Origin of the sequence: Burkholderia sp. LK4 (genome assembly GCF_001043615.1) — a bacterium.
Classification (GTDB): Bacteria; Pseudomonadota; Gammaproteobacteria; order Burkholderiales; family Burkholderiaceae; genus Burkholderia; species Burkholderia cepacia.
Map to the genome: position 1 here is coordinate 57,385 of NZ_LDUL01000050.1, position 19,896 is coordinate 77,280.

17 protein-coding genes and 2 tRNA genes are annotated in these 19,896 nt (G+C 66.8%); 8 read left to right on the forward strand and 11 right to left on the reverse strand.

The window, feature by feature from the left end; translation table 11 throughout:
• The first annotated feature begins 11 nt into the window (after positions 1–11).
• On the forward strand, positions 12–752 hold the full coding sequence (locus VK92_RS25180; protein WP_027786779.1) for an SDR family NAD(P)-dependent oxidoreductase: 741 nt from the start codon (positions 12–14) through the stop codon (positions 750–752).
• Positions 753–803: 51 nt separating this feature from the next.
• Here VK92_RS25180 and VK92_RS25185 read toward each other — a convergent pair whose 3' ends face one another.
• A complete protein-coding gene (locus VK92_RS25185; protein ID WP_048025382.1) occupies positions 804–1,136 on the reverse strand; it encodes a hypothetical protein in 333 nt (110 codons plus the stop codon).
• Between the two features lie 164 nt (positions 1,137–1,300).
• Positions 1,301–1,377 (reverse strand) — tRNA-Met (locus VK92_RS25190).
• Positions 1,378–1,617: 240 nt separating this feature from the next.
• Here VK92_RS25190 and VK92_RS25195 point away from each other — a divergent pair.
• Positions 1,618–1,953, forward strand: a complete 336-nt coding sequence (locus VK92_RS25195; protein WP_048025383.1) for a hypothetical protein — start codon at positions 1,618–1,620, stop codon at positions 1,951–1,953.
• A gap of 255 nt (positions 1,954–2,208) precedes the next feature.
• Here VK92_RS25195 and VK92_RS25200 read toward each other — a convergent pair.
• Both VK92_RS25200 and VK92_RS25205 read right to left on the reverse strand, forming a co-directional pair.
• A tRNA-Arg gene (locus tag VK92_RS25200) sits at positions 2,209–2,283 on the reverse strand.
• Positions 2,284–2,434: 151 nt separating this feature from the next.
• Positions 2,435–2,617, reverse strand: a complete 183-nt coding sequence (locus tag VK92_RS25205) for a rubredoxin (protein ID WP_006398668.1) — start codon at positions 2,615–2,617, stop codon at positions 2,435–2,437.
• 200 nt (positions 2,618–2,817) lie between these two features.
• Between VK92_RS25205 and VK92_RS25210 the strand changes: the two genes are divergently transcribed.
• The 5 genes from VK92_RS25210 (at position 2,818) to VK92_RS25230 (ending at position 10,709) form a co-directional block, all read left to right on the forward strand.
• Complete coding sequence (locus VK92_RS25210) at positions 2,818–3,222, forward strand: DUF4399 domain-containing protein (protein WP_027786782.1); 405 nt, start codon at positions 2,818–2,820, stop codon at positions 3,220–3,222.
• Between the two features lie 209 nt (positions 3,223–3,431).
• Positions 3,432–5,381, forward strand: coding sequence for an ATP-binding cassette domain-containing protein (locus VK92_RS25215; protein ID WP_048025384.1), 1,950 nt, complete (start codon positions 3,432–3,434; stop codon positions 5,379–5,381).
• A 242-nt stretch (positions 5,382–5,623) separates the two neighbouring features.
• On the forward strand, positions 5,624–7,606 hold the full coding sequence (gene parE, locus VK92_RS25220) for a DNA topoisomerase IV subunit B (protein WP_021158532.1): 1,983 nt from the start codon (positions 5,624–5,626) through the stop codon (positions 7,604–7,606).
• Positions 7,607–7,674: 68 nt separating this feature from the next.
• Positions 7,675–9,996, forward strand: coding sequence for a DNA topoisomerase IV subunit A (gene parC / locus VK92_RS25225; RefSeq protein WP_021158533.1), 2,322 nt, complete (start codon positions 7,675–7,677; stop codon positions 9,994–9,996).
• A gap of 254 nt (positions 9,997–10,250) precedes the next feature.
• Positions 10,251–10,709, forward strand: a complete 459-nt coding sequence (locus VK92_RS25230; RefSeq protein ID WP_021158534.1) for a CopD family protein — start codon at positions 10,251–10,253, stop codon at positions 10,707–10,709.
• A 49-nt stretch (positions 10,710–10,758) separates the two neighbouring features.
• On the opposite strand, the gene VK92_RS25235 is transcribed toward VK92_RS25230, so the two are convergent.
• Complete coding sequence (locus VK92_RS25235) at positions 10,759–11,643, reverse strand: LysR family transcriptional regulator (protein WP_021158535.1); 885 nt, start codon at positions 11,641–11,643, stop codon at positions 10,759–10,761.
• Between the two features lie 113 nt (positions 11,644–11,756).
• Between VK92_RS25235 and VK92_RS25240 the strand changes: the two genes are divergently transcribed.
• Positions 11,757–12,203 carry a multidrug/biocide efflux PACE transporter gene (locus VK92_RS25240; RefSeq protein WP_048025391.1) on the forward strand — a complete coding sequence of 149 codons (447 nt, stop codon included), beginning with the start codon at positions 11,757–11,759 and terminating at the stop codon, positions 12,201–12,203.
• A 48-nt stretch (positions 12,204–12,251) separates the two neighbouring features.
• On the opposite strand, the gene VK92_RS25245 is transcribed toward VK92_RS25240, so the two are convergent.
• The 6 genes from VK92_RS25245 to VK92_RS25270 form a co-directional block, all read right to left on the reverse strand.
• Complete coding sequence (locus tag VK92_RS25245) at positions 12,252–13,460, reverse strand: chromate transporter (RefSeq protein WP_048025385.1); 1,209 nt, start codon at positions 13,458–13,460, stop codon at positions 12,252–12,254.
• A gap of 196 nt (positions 13,461–13,656) precedes the next feature.
• Entirely contained in the window at positions 13,657–15,996 is a 2,340-nt protein-coding gene (locus VK92_RS25250; RefSeq protein ID WP_021158538.1) for a bifunctional diguanylate cyclase/phosphodiesterase, read from the reverse strand.
• Between the two features lie 218 nt (positions 15,997–16,214).
• On the reverse strand, positions 16,215–17,096 hold the full coding sequence (locus VK92_RS25255; RefSeq protein WP_048025386.1) for a PhzF family phenazine biosynthesis protein: 882 nt from the start codon (positions 17,094–17,096) through the stop codon (positions 16,215–16,217).
• 13 nt (positions 17,097–17,109) lie between these two features.
• Positions 17,110–17,568, reverse strand: a complete 459-nt coding sequence (locus tag VK92_RS25260; RefSeq protein ID WP_034208050.1) for a RidA family protein — start codon at positions 17,566–17,568, stop codon at positions 17,110–17,112.
• A gap of 42 nt (positions 17,569–17,610) precedes the next feature.
• Complete coding sequence (locus VK92_RS25265; protein WP_048025387.1) at positions 17,611–18,792, reverse strand: aminotransferase-like domain-containing protein; 1,182 nt, start codon at positions 18,790–18,792, stop codon at positions 17,611–17,613.
• Positions 18,793–18,944: 152 nt separating this feature from the next.
• Positions 18,945–19,853, reverse strand: a complete 909-nt coding sequence (locus VK92_RS25270; protein ID WP_021158543.1) for a DMT family transporter — start codon at positions 19,851–19,853, stop codon at positions 18,945–18,947.
• Positions 19,854–19,896 lie beyond the last annotated feature (43 nt).

Sequence of the window (19,896 nt, forward strand, 5' to 3'; positions counted from 1 at the left end):
AAGGAACCGACATGAATCGACTTCAGGGCAAGCGTGCACTCATCACGGGCGGCAGCCGCGGCATCGGTGCGGCGATCGCGAAACGGCTGGCGGCCGACGGCGCGGACGTCGCGATTACCTACGAGAAATCGGCCGAGCGGGCGCAGGCCGTCGTTGCCGGCATCGAAGCGCTGGGCCGGCGCGCCGTCGCGATCCAGGCCGACAGCGCCGATCCGGTGGCCGTGCGCGACGCAGTGGATCGTGCCGCGGAGGCGTTCGGCGGTCTCGACATCCTCGTCAACAACGCGGGGATTTTCCGGGCCGGCGGGCTGGACGATCTCACGCTCGACGATATCGACGCGACGCTGAACGTGAACGTGCGCGCGGTGATCGTCGCGTCGCAGGCGGCGGCGCGGCATCTCGGCGAGGGCGGGCGCATCGTGTCGACCGGCAGTTGCCTCGCCACGCGCGTGCCCGATGCGGGGATGAGCCTCTATGCGGCGAGCAAGGCCGCGCTGATCGGCTGGACTCAGGGGCTCGCACGCGATCTGGGCCCGCGCGGCATCACGGTCAATATCGTGCATCCGGGGTCGACGGATACCGACATGAATCCGGCCGACGGCGAACACGCCGGTGCGCAGCGTTCGCGGATGGCGATCCCGCAGTACGGCAAGGCCGACGACGTCGCGGCGCTCGTTGCGTTCGTCGTCGGGCCGGAGGGGCGGTCGATCAACGGGACGGGGTTGACGATCGACGGCGGCGCGAACGCGTGATCGCGTGATGGCGGACGCCCGGTGTGAGTGGACCGGGCGGCGTTGCGTTCGTTATCGGCAGCCGAGCCGTTGATGCTCGGCTTCGAGATCGGCGCGCTTGTCGTAAGCGCGCAGTTCGTTGCGCGGTTTGCCGTCCGGACCCATGCCGTGCACGATCTTCTGGCCGCGGTCGGGGGTGTGCGTCACGGCGTCGATGCCGGCGGATAGTTCACGGCACCGTGAGTCGGGGGAGGGGTTATCCGGGCGCGGTGCCGCTGCGTTCGCGACGTTGGCGATGCCGGGGCTGACATAGCGCTGCTTCGCGGGCGCGGTGACGGTGTCGGCGGCGTTCGCCGTGCCGGTAATCGCGGAAAGCGCGGCGAGTGCCGCGATCGTTCGAATCATTGCGGAATTCCGGATGCTGAAGAAGGTTCGGAATTCTACGCAATGTCTGACGTGGGGCTGCGGCGATCGGGCAGGATGCGATCGCGTGTCGCAGGCGGTGCACACGCAGCAGTGCATGCGGAAAGCAAAAAGCCCGCTTGCTTTCGCAAAGCGGGCTTCGGTATTGGTTGCGGGGGTAGGATTTGAACCTACGACCTTCGGGTTATGAGCCCGACGAGCTGCCAGACTGCTCCACCCCGCGGCGCGAAGTGTACTTGGGCTGATGCCGAGAGTCAAACGATCTTTGATTTGTGTCGAATGGAAGCCGTGGTTCACCGGCAGGCTCGGCAGGCATCGTGAAGGCCGCACAGAAGGGTGAGCTGCCCACGAAAGGCCAAACTTGGCCGATCGACAACGGTCGGTAGATCGTCAAAAATCACGATTCGCTCCGCACACCGTGAAGAGCCGTGTTTGAATGAAAAAAATAATGGAGTAGGTTCGAATGAGCTTTCACACTCAGGTTTCGGTTCATCCGTTCGATGGTGAGCCGTTGAATGTTGCCAGTGTCCGTGAGGAACTCTTGAGGTTTCTTGACGAATATTCGCTAAGCCACGACGTATTGACCAACCTCACCGAAGCATGTGGTTCGGCTCTACCAACGTCAACTCTCTTCTTTCTGAACAGCATGGCGATCGTCATGCTGTTCGACAAGTTGGCTTCATGCCTACCGAACGCGTCGTTCGCGGTAAAGGGCTCTGGCGAGGATCACCGCGATATATGGGTGCGAGAGTATGCCGACGGAGTGGCTACGTTCGAAGCCGGGCCGTTCGACGAGTAAGCTGGCGGCAGTCCAACATCGTCGCGCCTCGCCCGTCGCCGGCGGTGGGGCGGAAAGGGCGAGTTGGGGCGCGACCAGTGTTGATGCGGTAGCGAGCTGACGCGATAACTGCGCGTCCGTGAGAGGTGTGGTTGGTATCTGCTGATACCAACGAAAATCGCAAGAGTCTCGGGTACGGCTGGGAGGTAGAGTGGCGCCGGACGGAGGCGAAGCGGGGAGATTCTTGTGAATCCGGGGGATGGCTGAGAGCTTGGCTGGTCCCCCCGACAGGAATCGAACCTGTATCTAGCGCTTAGGAGGCGCTTGTTCTATCCATTGAACTACGGGGAGCGCCATGTCCGGATGATCACGCGAAAAAACGCGAACCGGACGGCAGTGTGGACAGCGCGCAGAGTATAGCAAACGCGCGGCGCGTCGGCGGGGCGGAATGCACGCCGACGCGCGCGATCGCGCAATCAGCCGCGATCAGAACATCGCGGAATCAGAAATCGACGACAACGAAATCTTCCTTGCCCACGTCGCACAGCGGGCAGCGCCAGTCGGCGGGAATGTCGGCGAAACGGGTGCCGGGTGCGATGCCTTCGTCGGGCAGCCCTTCCGCTTCGTTGTAGACCCACCCGCAAATCAGGCAGACCCAGCTCTGGTATTCGGTTACTTCGCTCATGTGGCGCTCGGTGAAAATGGAAATCCGGTGATGCCGTTCGCGGTCTGGCCGGCGGACGAAAGGCGCAATGGTACCGGAATTTCGCCGAACGGCTCCGCAACGTCGTTTTAAACGTACGCATCGCGAACAACGCAACCGGAACACACGTGCCGTACGTGCGGTGTATGCTTCCCGGGCTGTCCAACCATCAGGAGAATGCGATGCTGAACAAAAAGTGGATCGCGAGTGCGGTATGCGTGGCGGCGATGGCCGTGTCGACGGTCGCGCGGGCCGAGGCGCGCGTGTTTTTCGAAGCGCCGCGCGACGGCGCGACGGTGTCGAATCCGGTGCTCGTGAAGTTCGGGCTCGAAGGGATGGCGCTTCGGCCCGCCGGCGACATGACGCCGGATACCGGCCATCATCACCTGCTGATCGACGGCCGGCCGATTCCGAAGGGCGACGTGATTCCGGCAGGCGAGCGTTCGCTGCACTTCGGCAAGGCGCAGACCGAAACCGAGCTCAGGCTGCCGCCTGGCCAGCACACGCTGACACTGCAGTTCGGCGACGGCGCGCACCGCTCGTACGGCCCCGAAATGAGCTCGACGATCTCCGTGAACGTCAAGTAAGCACGCCTGTCCGCGAGGGCGGCCGGGCCGTCCTCGTGATGAAGTGAGCCCGCGCCTGCGGGCGCGGGTGCCCGCCGCGCGCGCGGCACTCGACCTTCCGCAACCGGCCCGCGCGACCGGTCTTGCACCCTATCCGTCCGGCCATACCGGTGCCGGCGCCCGCGACCGGTACAATGGGCGCTTCCGATTTCTCTCTTCGCCGTCTCCCCATGTCGCTCTATTCCATTACCGGCGCGCAGCTCGCGTTCGGTCACGTCGCGTTGCTCGATCACGCGGATTTCTCGCTGGAAGCCGGCGAGCGCGTCGGCCTGATCGGCCGCAACGGCGCGGGCAAGTCGTCGCTGCTGAAGATCGTCGCCGGGCTCGCGAAGCCCGACGACGGGCTGGTCACGCGCCAGCAGGAGCTCGTGACCGTCTATGTGCCGCAGGAGCCCGAGTTCGAGCCGGGCGCGACGGTGTTCGATGCGGTCGCGTCGGGGCTCGCGCATACGCGCGAAGTGCTCGAAGAATACGATTCGATCGCGCACCGCCTCGCGGATACGCCCGAAGGCGCCGAACACGATGCGTTGCTCGCGCGGATGAACGCGCTGCAGTCGTCGCTCGACGCGCACGACGCGTGGAACTGGCGCACGCGCGTGTCGATGACGCTCGCGCAGATCGGCCTGGCGGACGTCGACGCGCGCGTCGACGCGCTGTCGGGCGGGATGCAGAAGCGGGTCGCGCTGGCGCGCGCGCTGGTGCTGCAGCCCGACGTGCTGCTGCTCGACGAACCGACCAACCACCTCGACTTCGACGGCATCCGCTGGCTGGAAGAACTGCTCGTCGCGCAGCGCGCGGGCCTGCTGTTCATCACGCACGATCGCGCGTTCCTCGACCGCGTCGCGACGCGCATCGTCGATCTCGACCGCGGCCGGCTGTTGTCGTACCCGGGCAATTTCTCGGCGTACCAGACGCGCAAGGCGCAGCAGCTCGAAGTCGAGCGCGTGGAAAACGAGAAGTTCGACAAGCTGCTCGCGCAGGAGGAAGTGTGGATCCGCAAGGGGGTCGAAGCGCGCCGCACGCGCAGCGTCGGCCGCATCGCGCGGCTCGTGCAGATGCGCAACGAGCGCGCGGAGCGCCGCAATTCGCAGGGCAACGTGAAGCTCGACGTCGCGCAGGGCGAGAAGTCCGGCAAGATCGTCGCGGAGCTGACCGACGTGACGAAGCGCTACGGCGGCCGCACGGTCGTCGATCGTTTCTCGACGACGGTGATGCGCGGGGACAAGATCGGCTTCATCGGCCCGAACGGCGCCGGCAAGACGACGCTGCTAAAGCTGATTCTCGGCGAACTGAAGCCCGACGAAGGCACGGTGCGCACCGGCACGAACCTGCAGGTCGCGTATTTCGACCAGATGCGCGCGCAGCTCGACCAGGAAAAGAGCCTCGCGGATACCATCAGCCCCGGCAGCGAATGGGTCGAGATCGGCGGCGTGCGCAAGCACGTGATGAGCTATCTCGGCGATTTCCTGTTCGCGCCGGAGCGCGCGCGTTCGCCGGTGAAGTCGCTGTCGGGCGGTGAGCGCAACCGGCTGCTGCTTGCGCGCCTGTTCGCGCGTCCGGCCAACGTGCTGGTGCTCGACGAACCGACCAACGACCTCGACATCCCGACGCTCGAACTGCTCGAGGAGCTGCTGGCCGACTACGACGGCACGGTGCTGCTCGTCAGCCACGATCGCGCGTTCCTCGACAACGTCGTGACGTCGGTGATCGCGTCCGAGGGCGACGGCAAGTGGCGCGAATATGTCGGCGGCTTCACCGACTGGCAGATCCAGAGCGCGCGCGCGGATCAGCTCGCGCAGCAGGAAGCCGCGAAGCGCGCGGTGAAGGAAGCGGCGCCCGTCAAGGACGAGCCGGCAAAAAGCGCCGCGGGCCGCAATGCGCAGCGCACGGTGAAGCTGTCGTTCAACGAGCAGCGCGAGCTCGATTCGCTGCCGGAGAAGATCGCCGCGCTCGAGGAGGAACAGAGGACGATCAATGCCCGGCTCGAAGACGGTTCGATCTTCGCGAAGGATCCGCAGGAGGGCACGCGCCTGACCGAGCGGTTCGCGGCGATCGACGACGAATTGCTCGCGGCGCTCGAACGGTGGGAAACGCTCGAGGCGAAGCGCAAGCCGGCGTAATCCGCATGACGCGTCGCGCGGCCGGCGGCCGCCGCGCGCGATTGCGCGATTGGCGTGCCACGCGGAACCAGTAAAATACCGCGCGTCCCGGGCAGCGCAGCCAACGCCGCGCGCCCGCTTTCGGAGCAGTCCAAGCACACCGTTGTTTCGATTCGCTTTTTTACGGAACTCAACGTTTTGTCCACGACGTTATCCACACGAGGTGTGGACAACGTCCCGATGAATGACGAAATTCAGCGCCTATGTCAACGAAGAAACCCAGCGCGGCCTATAGCGAAGCATCGATCAAGGTGCTCAAGGGTCTCGAGCCGGTCAAGCAGCGCCCCGGCATGTACACCCGTACCGAGAATCCGCTGCACATCATCCAGGAAGTCATCGACAACGCGTCCGACGAGGCGCTCGGCGGCTACGGCAAGCAGATCACGGTCACGCTGCACGCGGACCAGTCGGTCTCGGTCGAGGACGACGGCCGCGGCATCCCGTTCGGCATGCACCCGGAAGAGGGGGTGCCGGTCGTCGAGATCGTATTCACGCGCCTGCACGCAGGCGGCAAGTTCGACAAGGCCGCAGGCGGCGCCTATACGTTCTCGGGCGGCCTGCACGGCGTCGGCGTGTCGGTGACGAACGCGCTCGCGACGCGCCTCGACGTCACCGTCTGGCGCGACGGCAAGATCGCGGAACTCGGCTTCGCCGAAGGCGATGTGGTGAAGCCGCTCACGACGCAGGGCGCGGGCCGCGGCGAAAAGAAATCCGGCACGCGCGTGCAGGTGTGGCCGAATCCGAAGTACTTCGATTCGCCGAACCTGCCGCTCGGCGAGCTGCAGCGCCTGCTGCGCTCGAAGGCCGTGCTGCTGCCGGGCGTCGAGGTCGTGCTCGTCAACGAAAAGAGCGGCGAGCGCCAGACGTGGAAATATGAAGACGGCCTGCGCGGCTACCTGCTCGACGAAATGAACGGCAGCGAGTTGCTGATCCCGTTGTTCGAAGGCGAGCGTTTCGCCGATTCGCGTTCGGGCGACGATACCTTCGCCGAAGGCGAGGGCGCATCGTGGGTCGTCGCCTGGAGCGAGGAAGGTTCGCTCGTGCGCGAGTCGTACGTGAACCTGATCCCGACGCCGGCCGGCGGCACGCATGAATCCGGCCTGCGCGACGGTCTCTACCAGGCAGTGAAAAGCTTCGTCGAACTGCACAACCTGCAGCCGAAGGGCGTGAAGCTGCTCGCGGAAGACGTCTTCGCGCGCGTGTCGTTCGTGCTGTCCGCGAAGGTGCTCGATCCGCAGTTCCAGGGGCAGATCAAGGAACGCCTGAACAGCCGCGACGCGGTGAAGCTCGTGTCGTCGTTCTCGCGTCCGGCGCTGGAGCTGTGGCTGAACCAGCACGTCGAGCACGGCAAGAAGCTCGCCGAGCTCGTGATCAAGCAGGCCCAGGCGCGCACGCGCGCGGGCCAGAAGGTCGAGAAGCGCAAGAGCTCGGGCGTCGCGGTGCTGCCCGGCAAGCTGACCGACTGCGAGACCGAGGACATTACGCGCAACGAGCTGTTCCTCGTCGAGGGCGACTCGGCGGGCGGTTCCGCGAAGATGGGCCGCGACAAGGAATACCAGGCGATCCTGCCGCTGCGCGGCAAGGTGCTGAATACCTGGGAAACCGAGCGCGACCGCCTGTTCGCGAACAACGAGGTGCACGACATCTCGGTGGCGATCGGCGTCGATCCGCACAGCCCCGATGAAAGCGTCGACCTGTCGAACCTGCGCTACGGCAAGATCTGCATCCTGTCGGACGCGGACGTCGACGGCTCGCACATCCAGGTGCTGCTGCTCACGCTGTTCTTCAAGCATTTCCCGCAACTGATCGAGCGCGGCCACGTGTGCGTCGCGCGGCCGCCGCTGTTCCGCGTCGATGCGCCGGCGCGCGGCAAGAAGGCGGCGCAGAAGCTCTATGCGCTCGACGAGGGCGAACTGGAAGCGATTCTCGACAAGCTCCGCAAGGACGGCGTGCGCGAGACGCAATGGAGCATCAGCCGCTTCAAGGGGCTCGGCGAAATGAGCGCCGAGCAGCTGTGGGATACCACGATGAACCCCGACACGCGCCGCCTGATGCCGGTGAAGCTCGGCGAACTCGACTACGAGGCGACCGTCGCGCGCATGACGATGCTGATGGGCAAGGGCGAGGCAGCCGCGCGGCGCGGCTGGCTCGAGGAAAAGGGCAACGACGTCGAAGCGGACATTTAAGCCGGAATCCGCGCGGCCGGGCATGACGCCCGGCCCGGCCTCACGCCACTTACGAATACGGAATTCAGATGGACGACAACACCTCCGATCTCTTTGCCGACTCCGGCGCGCCGGAGAGCGATGCGCTGACGCTCGGCAACTACGCGGAGCAGGCGTATCTCAGCTACGCGGTCAGCGTCGTGAAGAGCCGCGCGCTGCCCGACGTGTGCGACGGCCAGAAGCCGGTGCAGCGCCGGATCCTGTTCGCGATGAACGAAATGGGCCTCGGCCCGGACGCGAAGCCGGTGAAGTCGGCGCGCGTCGTGGGCGACGTGCTCGGTAAATACCACCCGCACGGCGACCAGTCGGCGTACGACGCGCTCGTGCGTCTCGCGCAGGATTTCTCGCTGCGTTACCCGCTGATCGACGGGCAGGGCAACTTCGGCTCGCGCGACGGCGACGGCGCGGCGGCGATGCGATACACCGAAGCGCGGCTCACGCCGATCTCGAAGCTGCTGCTCGACGAGATCGACCAGGGCACGGTCGACTTCATGCCGAACTACGACGGCTCGTTCGAGGAGCCGAAGACGCTGCCGAGCCGCATGCCGTTCGTGCTGCTGAACGGCGCGTCGGGTATCGCGGTCGGCCTCGCCACCGAAATCCCGTCGCACAACCTGCGCGAGGTCGCGGCGGCGGCGGTCGCGTTGATCCGCAATCCGAAGCTCTCGCACGCGGAGCTGATGAACCTGATCCCCGGCCCGGATTTCCCGGGCGGCGGCCAGATCATCTCGAGCGACACGGAAATCGCGGCGGCCTATGAAACCGGCCGTGGCAGCCTGAAGGTGCGCGCGCGCTGGAAGATCGAGGATCTCGCGCGCGGCCAGTGGCAACTGGTCGTCACCGAGCTGCCGCCGAACACGTCGGGCCAGAAGGTGCTCGAGGAAATCGAGGAGCTGACGAACCCGAAGCTCAAGCTCGGCAAGAAGACGCTCACGCCCGAGCAGCTCAACACGAAGAAGGCGATGCTCGACCTGCTCGACGCGGTGCGCGACGAGTCGGGCAAGGAAGCGGCGGTGCGGCTCGTGTTCGAGCCGAAGTCGCGCACGATCGACCAGACGGAATTCGTGAACACGCTGCTCGCATACACGAGCCTCGAGTCGAACGCGACGCTGAACCTGGTGATGATCGGCGCCGATGGCCGGCCGGGCCAGAAGGGCCTGCTGACGATCCTCGACGAATGGGTGAAGTTCCGCCAGCTGACGATGACGCGCCGTTGCCGCCATCGTCTCGCGAAGGTCGACGACCGCATCCACATCCTCGAAGGGCGGATGATCGTCTTCCTGAACATCGACGAGGTGATCCGCATCATCCGCGAGTCGGACGAGCCGAAGGCCGCGCTGATGAGCGCGTTCGGCCTCAGCGAACGGCAGGCGGAAGACATTCTCGAAATCCGGCTGCGCCAGCTCGCGCGGCTCGAGAAGATCAAGATCGAGAAGGAACTCGAAGCGCTGCGCGACGAGAAGGCGAAACTCGAGGAGCTGCTCGCGAACGAGAACGCGATGAAGCGGCTGATGATCAAGGAGATCGAGGCCGACGCGAAGCAGTACGGCGACGATCGCCGCACGCTGATCCAGCAGGAAAAGCGCGCGACGTTCGAGGCGAAGGTGGTCGACGAACCGGTGACGGTGGTCGTGTCGCAGAAGGGCTGGGTGCGCGCGCTGAAGGGCCACGGGCTCGACCCGGCCGGTTTCACGTTCAAGGCCGGCGACCATCTGTACGCGGCGTTCCAGTGCCGCACGCCGGACCGCCTGATCGCGTGGGGCAGCAGCGGCCGCGTGTACTCGGTCGACGTGTCGGTGCTGCCGGGCGGGCGCGGTGACGGCGTGCCGGTCACGTCGCTGATCGAGCTCGAGTCGGGCTCGCACCTGATGCACTACTACGCGGCGCCGGCCGACCAGCAACTGCTGCTCGCGTCGAGCAACGGTTTCGGCTTCCTCGCGAAGGTCGGCGACATGGTGAGCCGCGTGAAGGCCGGCAAGTCGTTCATGACCATCGATGCGGGCGCGGTGCCGCTCGCGCCGATGCCGGTGCTGCCGAACGCGACGCAGGTCGCGTGCCTGTCGAGCGGCGGCCGCCTGCTGGTGTTCGGGATGGACGAGATGAAGACGCTGTCGGGCGGCGGTCGCGGCGTGATTCTGATGGCGCTCGACGACAAGGAAACGCTCGTTCAGGCGCTCGCGATCGATCCGGCCGGCGTCGTGCTGATCGGTACCGGCCGCGGCGGCAAGGCGCAGGACGAGACGCTGTCGTATGCGGGGCTGGCGCCGCACGTCGGCAAGCGCGCACGCAAGGGCCGCGCACCGGAGACGAAGCTCAAGGTCGTCAACGAGCTGCGTCCGCTGCTCGGCTGACGCGATGCACGATCGATCGATCGGCCGGTTCGGCCGTGATCGAAGGCCGCACCTCCGCTTCGGCGGGCGTGCGGCCTGTTCTTTTTGAGCGGGGATTCGGGTAAGCAAGCGTGGCGCTGTCACGCGGAACTTGCAAAATAGTGTGAAATCGCGCCTGGGGTCTGAACCGGGCGGCGACAATCCGGTCGAACGTCGCTCGATGCCGCGTGCGACGCGGCCGTTCGCCGTACCCCACTCCTCACAGGATTGCCGTCATGTCCCATGCTGTCTCCGTCGCGCTGTTTCTTCATCTGCTGGCCGTCGCCGTGTGGGTGGGCGGGATGGTCTTCGCCAACTTCTGCCTGCGTCCGGCGCTGTCCGACCTGTCGCCGCAGCTTCGGTTGCCGCTGATCGAAGGCGTGTTCGGCCGCTTCTTCAACTGGGTGTCGGGTGCCGTGATCGTGATCCTGCTGTCCGGCGGCTTCCTGCTCGTGGAATTCGGCGGCGCGCACGCAACGTGGTCGCTGCATGCAATGGCCGGGCTCGGCGTCGTGATGATGCTGATCTTCGGGCATATCCGGTTCGCACTGTTCCCGCGCATCCGTCGTGCGGTGCAGGCGCAGAAGTGGCCGGATGGCGCGCGCGCGGTGAATACGGTGCGCCTGCTCGTCCTCGTGAACCTCGTGCTCGGCGTCGTGACGATCGGCGCGGCGGTGTTGTCGCGCGGCTTCTGACCTGCCGGTGCCGGCCGGCGCGCGGCCGCCGGCGCATCGGCCTGCGTCGCTATGCGGCCAGCATCGCATCGAGCAGCCATGAGCCGACCGGGCCGAGCGGCCGGTTGCGCGACCAGACCGCATCGACCCGCACGCGGCGCGGCCAGCCGCGCGCACGCAGTTCGCACAGGCGATCGCGCGCGAAGTGGTCGACCATCCAGCGCGGCAGTTCGGCCCAGCCGAACCCCTGCACGGCCATCTCCAGCAGCATCAGGTAGCTCGGTGCCAGCCAGTGGTGCGTGCCGACGACGATCCGGTCGCCGGTGCCGCGGCCTTCCGTTTTCACATAGGTATTGAGGCGCAGTTCGCGCACGTCGCGCAGCGCGGCGTGCGGCACGTCGGCGTCGCCGTATTCGGCGAGCGCGTGCATGCGGCCGACGAACAGCCCGATCTCCGATTCCTCCGCGATCGTCGCCGCGCCGATGTCGGCCGGGTAGGCCGCGCGCGCGGCCATCAGCCCGAGCTGCGCGCGTCCCTGCTGGATCAGGTCGAGCACGTCGTCGTGCTCGGCGATCTGGCATTCGAACTCGAGTGCGGGAAAGCGCCGCTCGAGCGCCGTCAACGTTTCCTCGTAGCGCTTCGACTGGTACGTATCGGACACGACGAGTGTCAGCCGCGCTTCCTCGCCGCGCGCGAGCCGCGCGGCCGTGCGGTCGATTGCCGCGCCGGCCTCGAGTGCGCGCTGCACCTGCGGCAGCAGTGCCCGCCCGGCGTCGGTCAGCGTCGGCGCACGCGTCGAGCGGTCGAACAACTGCACGCCGAGATCGATCTCGAGGTTCGCGATCGCCTCCGACACGGTCGACTGGCGCTTGCCGAGCTTGCGCGCGGCGGCCGTGAACGAGCCGAGCAGCGCGGCTTCGGCGAATGCGAGCAGGGCTTCGGGGGCGTGGCGCATGCGGCGCTCCTGATGGCGTTATATCGGTAAAACCGATGATATCAAACTGGATTCATACGGTTGTGCCGATCAAAATGGCGGCCATCAACGAAGCAGACGAATCGGAGGGAATCATGAAACAGGTCAACAAAACGGTGACGGAACGGTTGCTGCATGCACTGACGTTCGAGCTGGTCGCGATCGCGCTGTGCGCGCCGCTCGGCGCGTGGCTGCTCGACATGCCGGTGTCGCACGTCGGTGTGCTGACGGTGATGGTGTCGCTGATCGCGATGGCGTGGAACATGGCGTTCAATACGCTGTTCGACCGCATCGAGCGACGCGCGGGGCTGTCGCGCACGCTCGGCATGCGGATCGCGCATGCGGCCTTGTTCGAGCTCGGCCTCGTCGTGCTGGTGGTGCCGGTCGCCGCGTGGTGGCTGAACGTGAGCCTCGTCGAGGCGCTGCTGCTCGACCTCGGTATCGTGCTGTTCTTCCTGCCCTACACGTTCGGCTTCAACCTTGCGTACGACGCGCTGCGCGCCCGCTGGATGGCACGCCGGGTCGCGGTGCAGGCGGGTTGAGGACGGGCGAGTGCCGGTCAAGGCCGACGGGGCGGCCGCTGCCGCCCGTCAGCGCGCGGCGGCCCACAGCCACACGCCGCACGCAACCGCGACCGTGCCGTACACGGCATAGACGGGCACCTTGAAGCGCGCGAAGCAAAGCGTCGCGAAGGCGCCCGTCAGCCAGTAAACGGGGTCGGCCGGTTCGCGGTGCAGGATCCTCACGACCGCGACGACGAGAAAACCGGTGGTTGCCGCGCGCAGCAGGCGCATGCCGTGCTCGAAACGCGAATGGCGCTTGAGCCGGGACAGATGGTTCTGCGCAAACACGACGAGGCAGCCCGACGGAATGAACAGCGCGGCCGTCGCGAGCAGCGCGCCCACCCAGCCGTCGGTCAGGTAGCCGAGAAACGGCACGACGTTCAGCAGCGGCCCGGGCGCGACGGGCGACAGCGCGAACGCAAGCGTGAAGTCGTGATCGGAGATGCCCGTTGCCGGCGTGACGAACAGCGTCTTGAGCACGGGCAGCGCGGAAAAGCCGCCGCCGAACAGCGTCATGCCGGCGCCGGCGAGGCGCGGCCACAGCAGCGTCGCCTGGTAATCGCCGGGCAGCGGCACCGCGAACAGCGTGACGAGCACGCCGAGCAGCACGAGCAGGTTGCGGTCGCGGGCCGACAGCGTGAAATCGACCGCGTCGCGCTGCGGCGGCCCGGTCAGCCAGCCCGCCGCGAACGCGGCGAAAAGAATCCCGACGAAAGCGGCCGGATTATGCGCGAAAGCAAGCAGAATCGTCGACAGCGCGGCGATCAGCTGTTCGCGCCGTGTGCGCGCGAGCGAGCGCAGCTGCTTGACCCAGGTGACGCCGATCAGCGCGGCGAGCACCATCCCGAAGTGATTGATCAGCATCGGCGCTGCCAGCGAGCGCACGAACGGCGTGCGATAGAAGATCGCGAACAGCGTCATCAGGATGGAGAAGGGCAGCACGCTCGCGATGCCGGCAACCCATGCGCCGACGCGGCCGTGCAGTATCTGGCCGACCTGTATCGCCACGTTGCAGCCTACGGGGCCCGGCACGAGCCAGGCCAGCGCGACGAGATCGCCGAATACGTGAGGCTCGATGCGCCGCAGCCGCTCCACGTAGTGGCGTTCGAGCTGCGCCATCATGGAAAGCCCGCCCCACGAGACCGCCGAAATGCTGGCAACGACCTTGAACAGGTCCCACAGGGAAGCCTGTGCCTGTTCGACATCAGCGGTCGCTTCGATTTCGACGGTTGTCATCTTGGTGGTATGGGCTCGGGGCCCGATCTCTCGCGTATGGCCATGCCGGCGGCCCGCCGGCACGTTGCCCCTCCCGATTGTCCGCCGCGCATCGTGACACGGCCATGAGCGAAAACGCTAGTTCATGAACTAAACAATTGGATCGGAAAACGAAACGATGACGGTGCACGCAACGCCCGCCACGGCTACGGTGCGCTTACGCGCCCGTGCTGCCCGTCGCGCGGTGTGCGATCACGTTCGGTGAATCGCTGCGCACGCCGAAGCGTGCGATCAGCGCGGGAATCGCGTCGGCCGGCACCGGCCGCGAGAACAGGAAGCCCTGCGCCTCGATTTCGCCGAGTGCGGACAGCCACGTGATCTGCTCCTCGGTTTCCGTGCCCTCGACGACGACGGTCAGCCCGAGCGAGCGCGCGAGATGCACGATCGACGACACCATCACGCACACGCTGCGATCGTTCGGGATCGCCTGCACGAACGAGCGGTCGACCTTCAGCGTGTCGACGGAGAAGCGGTGCAGGTACGACAGCGACGAATAGCCGGTGCCGAAATCGTCGAGTGCGATCCGGATGCCGAGTTTCTTCAGTGCGACGATCTTCTCGGACACGAGCTCCGGATATTCCATCATCGCGGTTTCGGTGATCTCGATTTCGAGCCGGTTCGCGTCGATGCCGGTTTCCTGCAGCGTGCTCGAGATCGTCTCGATCAGGTCGCCGCGCCAGAACTGCACCGGCGAGATGTTGACCGCGAGCGTCAGCGTATCGTGGCCCTCGTCGCGCCAGCGCGCGATCTGCTCGCACGCGGTGCGGATCACGAAGTCGCCGATCGGCACGATCAGGCCGGTCGATTCGGCAATCGAAATGAATTCGTTCGCGGAGATGATCCCGTGCTCGGGGTGATCCCAGCGCGCGAGCGCCTCGAAGCCGGTGATGTGGCGGTGCGTGAGGTCGATCTTCGGCTGGTACGCGAGGAACAGCTGCCCCTCGGCGAGCGCGACGCGGAGTTGCTGTTCCCAGCGCATCAGGTGGTCGGCGCGGTGCGACAGGTGCGGCGCGTAGAACTGGTAGCAGTTCTTGCCGGCGTCCTTCGCGCTGTACATCGCGAGATCGGCCTTCTTCAGCAGGTCGATCTCGCTTTCGTTCGCGACCGTGTGCAGCGCGATGCCGATGCTCGCGTGCAGCACGAACGAACTGCCGCGCACGTCGAACGGTTCGCTGAACATCCGGATGATCGCTTCCGCGAGCCGCACCGCGCGTCGCTCGACGTCGTCGCCCTTCATCACGACGACGAACTCGTCGCCGCCGATCCGCGCGAGCGAGCCTTCGTCGCCGACCGCATCGGCCAGGCGCGACGCGGTCATCTGCAGCACGATGTCGCCGGCGTTGTGGCCGAGCGTGTCGTTGACGGTCTTGAAGTTGTCGAGGTCGATGAACAGAAGCCCGAGCCGCGACAGGCTCGTCGGCATCGACACGTCGTTGCGCAGCCCGCGCAGCGTCGCATAGCGGTTCGCGAGGCCGGTGAGCAGGTCGTATTCGGCGAGCTGCGTCATTTCCCGCTCGCGGCCGAGCAGCTTGCCGATCAGCCCCGTCGCGACGCCGAAGAACGCGAGCATCGCGAGCGTGATGAAGCTCGTCATCAGCAGGTAGACGTTGCGCGTGTGGTAGTAGTCCGCGTACTCCTCGGTCTGCGACAGCCCGACCATCACCGCGAGCGGGTAGCCGTCGAGGTGGCGGTACGACACGATGCGCGTCACGCCGTCGATCGGGTCGATGATCGTGCCCGTCACGCGCTCGGCGATCGGGTAGACGCCCGACGCCGAAAACGCGCCCGGCGCATTGCTGACCGAGCCCGTGCGCCGCGCGAGCACGCCGCCCGTATCGGACACGACCGCGATCACGCCTTCCTTGCCGATCGCCGCGTTGTTGTAGAAGTCGTTCGTGAAGTAGCTCGGGTCTTCCGACACGACGACGATGCCCGCGAAGCTGCCGTCCGGGTTGTTCAGGCGGCGTGTCATCTGCAGCGTCCAGTGGCTCGATACGCGGCCGAGCACGGGCTTGCTGATGAAGAGGCGGTCGTCGTTGTGCGCGAGGTGGACCTTGAAGTGCTCGCGGTCGGACAGGTTGATCGGCTGCGGATGCAGCTCGGCCGTGTTCGCGAACAGGATGCCCTTCGCGTTGACGAGCGATACCTGGATCAGCGTGTCGCTCGGCACGACGCCTTTCTCGACGGCGCTCGCGAGGTTGAAGCGCGCGGGGGACTTCTCGAATTCGAACTTGACGAAGCGGGTGATCTGGTCGACCTGGTGGATCGCCTTGACCGTATGCTGCTCGAGCGCGGAGGACAGGATCGCCGCGGAAGCCGCCGCCTCCTTGTATGCGCTGTCCTTTTCCACCGAGAGACGCGCGATGATCACGGCCCACAGCAGCGCGAGCGCCAGCATCCCGAGCAGCGGGATCGCAAATAGCGCACGCCGGCGCGATTTGCGCGGCGCGCGAAGCGGCCGGGTCGGCGGCGTGTGGTTGGGCCGGGCGGAGCTCATCGAAGAGGGTGGCGTCCTGCGCGCGTGCGCCATCCGTCAGGATGGCTGGCTATGGTTCGGGTTGTCCCGACGTCTGTTCGTTCGCGGGACACGCAACCATGGACAGACCTCCGAAACAACGGATTAGGCCCGATATTACTGGCTGGAACGTTTTTGCGATAGTTGGGCGAAGCGTAGGGGGCGCCGGGCGGGCCGGCGCCATCGCACATCGCGAAATGTCACACGGGTGACAGGAAGGTGCCGTCGACGACCGTGACGACGTCGCCGCCGATCCAGGTGGTGCCGTCTTCGGCATAGCTGACGAAGATGCGGCCGTCGCGGCCGATCGCCGTACCCTGGCGGGCCGTATACGACGGGCCGGGGCGGCGCTCCTGCCGTGTCAGCAGCCCGGCCAGCGCGGCGTTTGCGCTGCCGGTGACGGGATCCTCGCCGAAGCCGAAGTTGCCGCCCGTCATCAGGCAGCGGATTTCGAACGTCGCGGGGCCGCCTTCGGCGTGCGGGGCGTAGACGGCGAGGCCGTCCATGCCGTAACGGTGCGTGAGCGCCTCCAGCGCGGCCGGATCGGGCGACAGGCCGATGCACGCGTCGGCCGACTTCAGCCGCACGACCAGCCACGGCGCGCCGTTGTCGACCGCGCACGGCTCGGCTTCCAGGTCGATCGCGTCGCTGCGCAGCGCGGCAGCCAGCGCCGCGTAGTCCGAACGGTCGAGCGGCGTGACGCGGGCCGGCGGCGCGGCGAACGCCCAGCCGTCGGCCTGCTCGCGCAGCGCAACCAGGCCGACCCCGCACTGCTGGATCAGCCGGCCCGGCGTACGCGGCCGCGCGCCGCTTTCGAGGAACGCATGCGCGGTGCCGAGCGTCGGGTGGCCGGCGAACGGCAGTTCACCGGCCGTCGTGAAGATCCGGACGCGGTAGTCGGCCTCCGGATCGGTCGGCGTGCAGACGAACGTGGTTTCCGACAGGTTCGTCCAGCGGGCGATCTCGAGCATGGCGTCGTCGCCGAGCGAATCGGCGTCGAACACCACGGCGAGCGCGTTGCCCTTGAACGGCACCGACGTGAACACGTCGATCTGCTTGAAGCGGACGAGACGGCCGGGCACTGTGTTGCGCCCGTTACGCAACTTCGGCGATCAGCTCGATCTCGACGCACGCGCCGAGCGGGATCTGCGCGACGCCGAAGGCCGAGCGTGCGTGCTTGCCCGCGTCGCCGAACACTTCGGCGATCAGTTCCGACGCGCCGTTCGTCACGATGTGCTGTTCGGTGAAGTCGAGCGTCGAGTTGACGAGGCTCATCAGCTTGACGATGCGCGTGACCTTGTTCAGGTCGCCGGTGTGCGCGTGCAGCGTCGCGAGCAGGTCGATCGCGATCGAGCGCGCGGCCGCCTTGCCGTCTTCCGTCTGAAGATCCGCGCCGAGCTTGCCGGCCCAGACCTTGCCGTCCTTCTTCGCGATGTGGCCCGACAGGTAGACCGTATTGCCGCTTTGCGCGCTCATCACGTAGGCGGCGGCCGGTGCGCCGGCGGTCGGGAGCTCGATGCCGAGCGACTTCAGCTTGTCGTAGACGTTAGCCATGGATTCGATTCCTCGTAGAGAGTCGTGACAGGAAAAAGGGGATCAGAGGCGCTCGCGCAGCAGCTTGCCGAGGCGAGCGACGCCTTCCTCGATCTTCTCGGGCGGCACCGTCACGAACGACAGGCGCAGCGTGTTCTGCTGCGCGTTGTCCGCGAAGAACGGCGCGCCCGGCACGAAGGCGACGTGATTGTCGACGGCCGCCGCGAGCAGCTTCATGCTGTCGATCTGCGCGGGCAGGTTCACCCAGATGAACATCCCGCCTTCCGGCCGGTTCCACGTGACGCCTTCCGGCATGTGGCGCTCGAGCGAGCCGAGCATCGCGTCGCACTGCGCGCTGTACAGCTCGCGGATCGTCGGGATGTGCTCGTCGAGGAAACCGTCCTTGATCACTTCGTGCGCGATGCGCTGCGTGAGCGTCGGCGTGTGCAGGTCGGTGGCCTGCTTGGCCTGCACGAGCTTGAAGTGGAGTTCCTCGGGCGCAATGATGTAGCCGATCCGCAGGCCCGGCGCGAGCACCTTCGAGAACGTGCCGAGGTGCACGACGTGATCGGGCGCCATCGACAGCATCGTCGGCAGCGGCTCGCCGCGGTAGTTCAGCGCGCCGTACGGATCGTCTTCCAGCACCGGGAACGGGCTCGACTGCGCGAACGCGGCGAGCGCGCGGCGGCGCTCGACGGGCAGGCGGCGGCCGGTCGGGTTCTGGAAGTTCGGCTGCGCGTACAGCAGGCGCGCGCCTTGCGTGAGTTCCGGCGTCAGGCCTTCCGGCAGCAGGCCCTGCTCGTCGGTCGGCACCTGCACGTAGCGCGGCTCGTACAGCGAGAACGACTGCAGTGCGCCGAGGTAGGTCGGGGTTTCGACGAGGATCGGGCTGCCCGGATCGACGAGCGCCTTGCCGAGCAGGTCGAGCGCCTGCTGCGAGCCGGTCGTGATCAGCACCTGCGACACGCGCACGCTGTAGCGCTCGGCGATCCATTCGCGCAGCGGCAGGTAGCCTTCGGTCGCGCTGTACTGGAGCGCGGCGGCCGGCGCGTCGCGCAGCACGCGATCGGCGGCGGCGCGCATGCGTTCGGCCGGGAACGTCGCGGGGGCGGGCAGGCCGCCGGCGAACGAGATGACCTCGGGGCGTTCCGTGACCTTCAGGATTTCGCGTATCGCAGAGCTCGTCAGCTTGCGGGCGCGTTCGGAAAGCTGCCAGTGCGGCGGATGCAGGTCGCTCGGATTCATAGTCTCCTCGTTCGGATATCGTGGTCAGTCAAGAAAGGTCGTTCGGGCAAATCGCTTCGACGCTGCCGGGTGGGCATGCGCGAGCGCGATCGAGCCTTCGCGGCCGGGTGGGCAAAACCGATCAGGCAAAACGTCCATTATGGCGCACCTGTTCAGCCGGCGCGAGCCGGTTGCGCGGCCGTGGCGACCGCCGAGCGGCGCCCGAGCACCACGGTGGCGATCACCGCGGCCGCGAACAGCCACGTGGACGACGTGACCGTTTCGCCGAACAGCAGCGCGGAAAAGGCGATCGTGAAGAAAATCTGCAGCAGTTGCACCTGGCCCACGCGCGCGATGCCGCCCATCGCGAGCCCCGCGTACCACGCAAAAAAGCCGATGAATTGCGAAAAGAGGGTCACGTAGCCGAAGGCGAGCCACGTGCGCAGGGCGAGCGGGCCCGGATGCGCGGCATGCTGCATCCATGCGAGCCAGCCGACCGGCAGCACGAGGAACGGCGCGGACACGACGAGCGCCCAGCAGATCACCTGCCAGCCGCCGATCTGGCGCGCGAGGCGCGCGCCTTCCGCATAGCCGAGCGCGCCGATGCCGACCGCGACGAGCATCAGCGCGTCGCCGGCCTGCACGGTGCCGCCGCCGTCGCGCAGCGCGAACGCGATCACGAGTGCGCTGCCGGCCACCGCGCTGGCCCAGAACGCCTTCGACGGCCGCTCGTGAGACAGCCATGCCGCGTACAGCGCGACGAACAGCGGCTGGAGGCCGTTGACCACCGCGCCGTGCGACGCCGGTACCGATTTCATCGCCCACGCGGAGAACACCGGATACGCGATGATCACGCCCGCCGACGTGATCGCGAGGCTTTTCAGTTGCGCGCGGGTCGGCAGCGGCTCGCGGCGCCACCACAGCAGCAGGCCGGCCGGTACCGCGGCGGCGAGCGCGCGGCCGAGCCCGTTGAGCAGCGGATGGAGTTCGGAGACGACGATCCGCGTCATCGGCAGCGTCAGGCTGAAGATCATGACGCCGATGAGGCCGAGCAGCATGCCTCGGGTTTCGCGCGAATTCATGGGATGGGGGTCTCCGTGTTGCCGGTATTGGGTAGGGGCGGGG

Bases quoted from the DNA above. Each gene is read 5' to 3' on its own strand.
- VK92_RS25180 (WP_027786779.1), top strand. From the start codon at position 12: ATGAATCGACTTCAGGGCAAGCGTGCACTCATCACGGGCGGCAGCCGC.
- VK92_RS25185 (WP_048025382.1), bottom strand. From the start codon at position 1,136: ATGATTCGAACGATCGCGGCACTCGCCGCGCTTTCCGCGATTACCGGC.
- VK92_RS25195 (WP_048025383.1), top strand. From the start codon at position 1,618: ATGAGCTTTCACACTCAGGTTTCGGTTCATCCGTTCGATGGTGAGCCG.
- VK92_RS25205 (WP_006398668.1), bottom strand. From the start codon at position 2,617: ATGAGCGAAGTAACCGAATACCAGAGCTGGGTCTGCCTGATTTGCGGG.
- VK92_RS25210 (WP_027786782.1), top strand. From the start codon at position 2,818: ATGCTGAACAAAAAGTGGATCGCGAGTGCGGTATGCGTGGCGGCGATG.
- VK92_RS25215 (WP_048025384.1), top strand. From the start codon at position 3,432: ATGTCGCTCTATTCCATTACCGGCGCGCAGCTCGCGTTCGGTCACGTC.
- parE (WP_021158532.1), top strand. From the start codon at position 5,624: ATGTCAACGAAGAAACCCAGCGCGGCCTATAGCGAAGCATCGATCAAG.
- parC (WP_021158533.1), top strand. From the start codon at position 7,675: ATGGACGACAACACCTCCGATCTCTTTGCCGACTCCGGCGCGCCGGAG.
- VK92_RS25230 (WP_021158534.1), top strand. From the start codon at position 10,251: ATGTCCCATGCTGTCTCCGTCGCGCTGTTTCTTCATCTGCTGGCCGTC.
- VK92_RS25235 (WP_021158535.1), bottom strand. From the start codon at position 11,643: ATGCGCCACGCCCCCGAAGCCCTGCTCGCATTCGCCGAAGCCGCGCTG.
- VK92_RS25240 (WP_048025391.1), top strand. From the start codon at position 11,757: ATGAAACAGGTCAACAAAACGGTGACGGAACGGTTGCTGCATGCACTG.
- VK92_RS25245 (WP_048025385.1), bottom strand. From the start codon at position 13,460: ATGACAACCGTCGAAATCGAAGCGACCGCTGATGTCGAACAGGCACAG.
- VK92_RS25250 (WP_021158538.1), bottom strand. From the start codon at position 15,996: ATGAGCTCCGCCCGGCCCAACCACACGCCGCCGACCCGGCCGCTTCGC.
- VK92_RS25260 (WP_034208050.1), bottom strand. From the start codon at position 17,568: ATGGCTAACGTCTACGACAAGCTGAAGTCGCTCGGCATCGAGCTCCCG.
- VK92_RS25265 (WP_048025387.1), bottom strand. From the start codon at position 18,792: ATGAATCCGAGCGACCTGCATCCGCCGCACTGGCAGCTTTCCGAACGC.
- VK92_RS25270 (WP_021158543.1), bottom strand. From the start codon at position 19,853: ATGAATTCGCGCGAAACCCGAGGCATGCTGCTCGGCCTCATCGGCGTC.